This window comes from Acidimicrobiales bacterium, assembly GCA_036273495.1.
Lineage (GTDB): Bacteria > Actinomycetota > Acidimicrobiia > Acidimicrobiales > JAJPHE01 > DASSEU01.
The window spans coordinates 1-6,491 of record DASUHN010000290.1 but is presented as its reverse complement, the minus strand read 5'-3'; the positions used below and the strand labels follow the sequence as shown (position 1 = coordinate 6,491).

7 protein-coding genes are annotated in these 6,491 nt (G+C 73.8%); 2 read left to right on the top strand and 5 right to left on the bottom strand.

Annotated elements, in window-relative coordinates:
• From VFW24_12380 to cobO, 5 genes are all read right to left on the bottom strand, one after another.
• On the bottom strand, positions 1-801 hold an 801-nt coding region (locus VFW24_12380; protein ID HEX5267560.1), incomplete at its 3' end, for a DUF455 family protein.
• Positions 798-1,460: a hypothetical protein gene (locus VFW24_12375; protein HEX5267559.1), complete on the bottom strand. Its 663-nt coding sequence runs from the start codon at positions 1,458-1,460 to the stop codon at positions 798-800. The genes VFW24_12375 and VFW24_12380, both read right to left, overlap by 4 nt.
• 44 nt (positions 1,461-1,504) lie before the next feature.
• Positions 1,505-3,736, bottom strand: a complete 2,232-nt coding sequence (locus tag VFW24_12370; GenBank protein ID HEX5267558.1) for a hypothetical protein — start codon at positions 3,734-3,736, stop codon at positions 1,505-1,507.
• Between the two features lie 4 nt (positions 3,737-3,740).
• Positions 3,741-4,622 (bottom strand): DMT family transporter, encoded by an 882-nt coding sequence (locus VFW24_12365; protein ID HEX5267557.1) that lies wholly within the window; start codon positions 4,620-4,622, stop codon positions 3,741-3,743.
• Between the two features lie 79 nt (positions 4,623-4,701).
• Entirely contained in the window at positions 4,702-5,226 is a 525-nt protein-coding gene (gene cobO / locus VFW24_12360; GenBank protein ID HEX5267556.1) for a cob(I)yrinic acid a,c-diamide adenosyltransferase, read from the bottom strand.
• A 20-nt stretch (positions 5,227-5,246) separates the two neighbouring features.
• Between cobO and VFW24_12355 the strand changes: the two genes are divergently transcribed.
• Together VFW24_12355 and VFW24_12350 are read left to right on the top strand one after the other, a co-directional pair.
• Positions 5,247-5,750 (top strand): bifunctional adenosylcobinamide kinase/adenosylcobinamide-phosphate guanylyltransferase, encoded by a 504-nt coding sequence (locus VFW24_12355; GenBank protein ID HEX5267555.1) that lies wholly within the window; start codon positions 5,247-5,249, stop codon positions 5,748-5,750.
• Positions 5,750-6,466: an adenosylcobinamide-GDP ribazoletransferase gene (locus VFW24_12350; protein HEX5267554.1), complete on the top strand. Its 717-nt coding sequence runs from the start codon at positions 5,750-5,752 to the stop codon at positions 6,464-6,466. The genes VFW24_12355 and VFW24_12350 overlap by 1 nt, the downstream gene beginning before the upstream one ends.
• Positions 6,467-6,491: the final 25 nt, after the last annotated feature.

The window sequence follows — 6,491 nt, the reverse complement described above, 5'->3', positions numbered from 1 at the left end:
GACCCGCGACTGGCGGGACACCTCGGAGATGTGGTCGATCTCGTCGTCGGTGAAGCCGGCCAGCTGGCGGAAGCGCCGGGCCAGGCGCACCGGGCTCGACTCCTCGTCCCCCCGGAAGCCGCCGCCGGAGAACAGCTTGTCCACGACCGACTGGAACTCCAGGGCCCGGGCCCGCCGGTCGGGATCGTCGGCCGTGAGGCGGCGCAGCCAGTCCGAGCCCATCTTCACGTGGGTCACCTCGTCGGCCAGCATCCAGTCCTCGCAGAACTCGAGCACGGGGTCGCCCGCGACGGTGCCGAACTCCCGCATGGTGTTGAACACGTCGATGGCCAGTCCCTCCAGGGCCCGGTTCACCCCCGTCAGGCGCAGCACCGGGTCGGGATTGCACGCCGCCTCGAACAGGAACGTACCCTCGGCGAACTCCCCGAGCTCGGTCCCCATCCACTCGGTGAGCTTCACCGAGATCTCACAGTGCCGGGCCTCGTCCCAGCACTGCCGCGCCATGTCGAGCTTGAGGGCGTAGGGCACCTCGTCTCCCTGGGCGCCGGTGTCGAAGTCGAAGCACGTGCGCCCGGCGCCTTCGAGGGCCTGGATCTCGCCCACGAAGATGCCGTGCATGAGGGCCCGGGCCGCGTCCGGCGCACCCGGCCGCTCGGGCGTGAGCCGCCGGGATCGACGGTCGGACCGCTCGGAGTCCTCCCGGTCGGGGGCGGGCCGGGGATCGGTGAAGCGCTCCTCCAGACTGACCCGAACGAACCGGGCGTCGCGGGCCAGGTCGGCCACCGCCAGATGGCGCTTCACGCCTCGGCCCCCGCGTACTTGCTGCCCGACTCGACGCCGATCGAGCCCGGCCCGGCGATGCCCCCGGCCCGCACGATGATCCCCTCCAGCCGGGCCTGGCGCTCGGTGGCCCGGCGCACGTCATCATCGCCGTCGATCAGCGACTGGATGAGCATCTCCCCGTCGCGCCAGTCCTCGAACTCGTCGTTGAGGGCCAGCGTCAGCGAGCGGATGGTCGGGGCGTCGGTGATCGTCGAGGTGTTGTTGAGGTGGTACGTGTAGGCGGCGATCTTGTGCGGGATCAGCACCCGGTACACACCGACCAGCTTCTCGAGCGTCTTCTCTTCGCCCTCGGCGTCGGTCATGGCCTCGACGAACTCGACCATGGATTCGTTGGGCGGCTGGGTCAGGCGGTCGGGGTTCATCTCCCGTAGCTCGGGCAGGCGCTTGTGCCACAGCTCGGAGTGCCAGGCGTGCTCGTAGCAGTGCGTCCCGAGGCGCATCTTCACGTCGAGCTCGGGAACGGTCGCGACCCATCCGCCGAGAGCCTCGAACAGACGCATCTCGATCCACTTGTAGTTGCCGACCCGCCGCGCCGTCTCCTCGACGTCGAAGGCGCCAGGGAGCTCCCGGCGGTCCCAGGGGGCGAAGGCGGGGCGGGGCTTCTTGGGATCGGCCATGGGGTGAGCATTCCCCGGAATTGACCAACCGGTCAAGGAGCCCGCTACGGATCCATCGCCACGATGGGCCGGGCCAGGCGGAGACCGCCGGTCGACCCGAAGAACGGGGCGTCCCCGAAGGAGAAGACCCCGCCGTCGGCGGCGGCCAGCCAGTAGCCGTGCCCGTCGGACGCCGCCGCCATCCCGACTACCGGGGCGGACAGGTGGAGGCCCCCGGTCGAGCCCATGAACGGGGCGTCCCCGTAGCTGAAGACCCCGCCGTCCGAGGCCACGAACCAGTACCCGTTGCCGTCGGGGGTGGCGGCCATCCCGACGATCGGCGCCGACAGGTGGAGGGCGCCGGTGGAGCCGTAGAAGCGGGCCTCGCCGAAGCTGAAGATGCCGCCGTCGGCGCCGACCAGCCAGTAGCCGTTGCCGTTGGGGGTGGGGGCCATGCCGACGATCGGAGACGAGAGGCGGATGGCGCCGGTGGACCCGAAGTAGCGGGCCGACCCGAAGGTGTACACGCCGCCGTAGTTGTCGACGACCCAGTACCCCTGACCGTCGGGGGTGGCGGCCAGGGCCACGGCGTGGATGCCCTTGCCCGCCGCCGAACCGTGGAAGCCGGCGTCCCCGTAGGAGTAGACCGACCCGTCGGCCCCGAGGAGCCAGTAGCCGGCGTCGTCGGGAGTCGCCGCCATGCCGACTATGGAGGGACGGGCGGCCGGGGCGGACCCGGCGACGTTGGCCGTGACCGGAGAGCCGTGGAAGCTGGCGGCGCCGAAGTCGAACACCCCGCCGTCGGAGGCGACGAAGCGGTAGCCCCGCGCCGTCTGGGAACTGCAGCCCGGCGCCGGCCCCGTCGGGACCGCCAGCGACCCGGTGCGGGCCGGGTCGTGGTGGAACATCGGCCACGAGTCGGGCCCGATGCGGCCACCCGTCACCTGATAGTGGAAGATCGCACCGTGGTTGGTGGTGGTGTTGGTGCCGGTGATGGTGATCCCGAGCGCCCCGTTCGGATCGACCGTCACGAGCGGCGTCGACTGCATCCCGATCTTGTTGACCGCCACCGAGGCGGCCAGGGCGCCGGTGCGCCCGTCGTAGATATAGAGGCCGTCACCGGTGGGCACGAGCACGTCGTCGTAGCCCTGGCCGGTCAGGTCGGCGGTGGCCACCCCGCCGATGACCGCCCCCACGCCGGGGGGCGTGGCCTGGGGCCAGCCCGGCAGGGTGTTGCCGGCGCCGTCGAAGGCCCAGATCTCCCCCTGGTTGGGATCGGTGGGGCTGCCGTGGGTGGCCTCGACGATGTCGGCCCGCCCCGTCCCCTCGAGGTCCGCGAAGGCGGGGCTCGGCCGGGTGTAGCCGCCGAGGTCGCGTGACCACTCGGTGGCGCCCGTGGCCGGGTCGATGAGGAACAGCTTGGTGGAGGCGGTGGTCGCCTGGCCCGGCTTGGCGAAGTAGAAGCCGGCGCCGACCGCCAGTGCGGGCCGGCCCGTCCCGGTCACGTCCCCGACGGCCGGGCTGGAGGTGATCACGTCGTCGAACTGGTCGGTCCACACCACCCGGCCGGCGCCGTTGATGGCCCGCAGCACCCCACCCTGGATCGAGGTCATGTCCCCGCCCTCGAAGACCAGCCGCCGGCCCGCCACGTCGGCCACCGCCGGCGAGGAGAACACGGTGTCGTAGGTGAACAGCGGCCAGCCCGGCAGCACGGAGCCGTTGGTCCCGTCGAGGGCGTACTCCTCCTGACCCAGCGCCCCCGCCACCACGTCGGGGTGGGAGGTGCAGTCGAGGTTGGCCACCGCCGGAGCGGAGAACACCGGCTCGGCGGCCTGGTTGGGGTCGCTCCCCACCCGGTGGAGGAGCACCTGGCCGGTGTGGCCGATCCCCCAGTACCCGCCACCGACGCCGGTGTCGTAGGTGCCCGATCCGACGTACACGTCGTCGTAGCCGCTGCCGTCGACCGGCGCCACGGCCGGCGAGGAGTCGACCGACTTGTCGAGCTGCACCGGCCACCCCGGCACGGTCGTGCCGTCGGCGAGGTGATAGGCGTAGACCTTCCCGTCCAGGCCGCCCACGACCATGGCGGGGCCGGCGGCGTCGAGGTGGGCAGGGGCGGGGCTGGAGGCCCGCAGCGGCACGCCGGGCAGGTCCTTCGACCACACCAGCTTGACGGTCAGGGGGGTGGTGGGGCCGCCGGCGGCCCGGGCCGCCGGGGCGCCGAGGCCGAGCAGGGCGGCGGCGGCAGCAGAGAAGGCAGCGCCAGCCGCGACCCAGCGCCGGGGAGAAGTGCACATGGGGTCATGTATCGGCACTTTCCCCGACGGGGTGGAGACCGGTCTGGCCCACCTCCGACAGGGCAATCCCTCCCAGGATCAGGACGGCGCCACCCACCGCCAGGGCCCCGAGGCGGGCGCCGGTGAACCACCCGATCACCGCCGCCGTCACCGGCTCGATCATCAGCAGGAGGGATGTCCGGGTCGGCCCCACCCGGCGCTGGCCCCAGACCTGGAGGCCGAAGGCCAGGGCCGACGCGGCCAGGCCGGTGTAGAGCGCCGCCAGCACCGACCCCGCCGGCATGGAGTAGCCCCCGATGAACGCCCCCGGCACCACGCTCCCCAGACCCACGACGGCCAGCTGCACGGCCGTGAGGGCCACGGCGTCGACGGGGCCACCGGCTCCGGCGGCGTTGCCGTTCACCGCCCGGTCGATCTCGATGATGTTCACGGCAAAGGCGGCCGCGCACCCGAGGGTCAGCGCCACCCCCCGCCCCACGCTGAGGTGGGCACCGGTGAGCAGGAACAGGCCGGCGGTCGCCACGACCACGCCGGCCAGCACGCTCCCCGCCGGCAACCGGCGCCGGGTGACCGCCTCGAGCAGGGGGACCATCACGACCAGCAGGTAGGTGACGAACGCCGAGACCGACGAGGTGGTGAAGCGCAGCCCCGCCGTCTGCAGGACGTAGCCGGCCAGCAGCGGCACGCCGCAGCGCAGGCCCGCCACGACCGTGCGGGCGTCCCACCACCGCCGCCACCGTGCGCGCCGCCCCGCCACCGCCGCCAGCAGGGCGGCGCCGAACAGGAAGCGGACGGCCAGGAACGGAAGGGTTCCGGCATGGCGGATGGCGTCCTGCACGGGGACGAAGGTGCTCCCGAACAGCACCGCCGCCCCCACCACCGCCACATGGGCAGCGGGCGCCCGGGTCGGTCGGACCCCGCCCGCTGCTGTCGGCGGCGGCCCCGACCCAGCCGACCTCCGCCTCCTAATACTCGATGCCTTTTATGGCGCGGATGCCCTCGTCGTAGGCGTGCTTGACCTTGCGCATCTCGGTGACCGTGTCGGCCAGGGCCACGATCTCGTCGGGGGCGTCCCGGCCGGTGAGCACCACGTTGGTCCTGGCGTGGCGGTCGCGGATGCCGGCCACCATCTCGTCCACCGCCACCCAGCCGTACTTCACGGCGTAGGTGGCCTCGTCGAGGATCACCAGCTGGTACTCCCCGGACGCCAGCTTGGCCCGGGCCACCTCCCAGGCGTGGCGGCCCTTGGCCGCGGTCTCGTCCAGATCGGTCGACTCCCACGTGAAGCCGTCCCCGAGGGTGTGCCACTCGATGCCGAGATGGTCGGCCAGCTTGCGCTCACCGGTCTTCCACTTCCCGCCCTTGACGAACTGGACCACGACTACCTTCCAGTCCCGGGCCCACCCCCGGGCCATCACCCCGAAGGCGGAGGAGGACTTCCCCTTACCGTGGCCCGTGTTGACCACCACGACCGACTGCGCCCGTGCCATCGCTTGGGGAGGGTAGTTCCGTGGTGACGCTGGTCCTGGGGGGAGCCCGGTCGGGGAAGTCCGAGGTGGCCGAGCGCCTGGCCGCACGCGCCGGGGGGCCGGTGACCTACCTGGCCACCTACTCCCCGCCGGCCTGCCTCTCCGACGACGACATGGCCGGGCGCGTCGAGGCCCACCGCCGGCGCCGCCCCCCCGAGTGGACCACCGTCGAGGCGGGCCTGGGGCTGCCCGCGGCCCTGGACGCGGTGGCGGGCCCGGCGTTGGTGGACTCGCTGGGAACGTGGGTGGCGGCCCACGAGGACTTCGCCGTCGACACCGCCGCCCTGTGCGGCGCCCTGGCCCGCCGGCGCGACCCCACGGTCGTGGTGTCGGAGGAGGTGGGCATGGGCGTCCACCCCTCGACCGAGTCGGGGCGGCTGTTCCGGGACGCCCTGGGCGCCCTCAACACGGCCGTGGCCACCGTGGCCGGCCAGGTGATGCTCGTGGTGGCGGGCCGGGTCCTGCCCCTCGAGCCGCCGGGGTGATGGTCGACGGGCCGGGCCAGGCCGTGGCCTTCCTCACCTCCCTCGGGCGGGCCCGCCGGCCCACCCCCGGTGCGGTCCCCTGGTTCCCGGTCGTCGGCGCCGCCCTCGGCCTGGTCGTCGGGCTGGTGTGGTGGGGCGCGGCCCGGGTGTGGCCTCCGCTGGTCGCGGCGGCGGTGGTGGTGGCGGCGGACCTGGCCCTGACCGGGCTGCTCCACCTCGACGGGCTGGTGGACGCCGCCGACGGGCTGCTCCCCCATCTGGACCGGGAGCGCCGGCTGGCGGTGATGCGGGCGCCCGACACCGGGGCGTTCGGCGTGGGCGTGGCCGGCGCCGTCCTGCTGCTGCGATGGAGCGCCCTCGGCGTCATGCACCCGCACCCGCTCCTGCTCGGCGGCCTGTGGTGTGCGTCGCGCACGGGCATGGCGGTCACGCTCGGCCACGTCCGGTACGCCCGGGCCGACGGCATCGCCCGGGAGTTCACCGGCGGGGGAACGCACACCGTTCTGCTGGCGGGGGCGGCGGCCGGCGCCCTGGCGCTGGCGGCCGGGTGGGTGGTGCCGGCGGGCCCGGTCGCGGTGGCGGCGGCGCTCGTGGCCTTCGGGCTGGTCGTCGGGCTCGGCGTCCGGCGCGTGGGCGGGTTCACCGGGGACGTCCTCGGTGCGGCCGGGCTCCTGGCCGAGACCGTCGGCCTCACCGTGGCGGCGGCGCGGTGGTGAGGGGGATCGGCGCCCGGTCGCTCGG